The 430-nt window shown below is 55.6% G+C and carries 1 protein-coding gene; it reads right to left on the minus strand.

The window, feature by feature from the left end:
• Positions 1-430, minus strand: a 430-nt coding sequence (locus tag ICL55_RS34960) for a beta-ketoacyl synthase N-terminal-like domain-containing protein (protein ID WP_188106716.1), incomplete at both ends; no start/stop codon positions are given.

A 430-nucleotide genomic window follows, 5' to 3' on the forward strand; every position in this document is an offset into this window, starting at 1 on the left:
ACCATGGTTCAGTGAGCTGCCTTTGATAACACCATAAATATGATTACCGTCCCGCTCCGCTTCTGACAAGCGTTTCAGCACCACTACCCCAACCCCTTCGCCGGGAATATACCCATCTCCCCCTTCGCCGAAGCTCTGGCAGTGGCCGTCGCCGGAGATAAACTGGCCAGCGCTCAGCATCAGGTATTTGCTGGGATGGATGCTCACATTAACACCACCGGCTATACCGAGGTCCGTACGACCCTGCTTCAGGTCCTGGCATGCCAGATGAATAGCTGTCAGCGAAGAGGAACACATGGTGTCCAGCGTCATGCTTGGTCCATGCAGGTTCAGGAAGTAAGACACGCGGTTGGCAATACTGGCCAGGCTTCCTGAGAGGTTATACTCTCCATACATCACGCCGGCATATACGCCTACCTGGCCGGCCAGC

Source organism: Chitinophaga varians (assembly GCF_014529945.1).
GTDB lineage: Bacteria > Bacteroidota > Bacteroidia > Chitinophagales > Chitinophagaceae > Chitinophaga > Chitinophaga varians.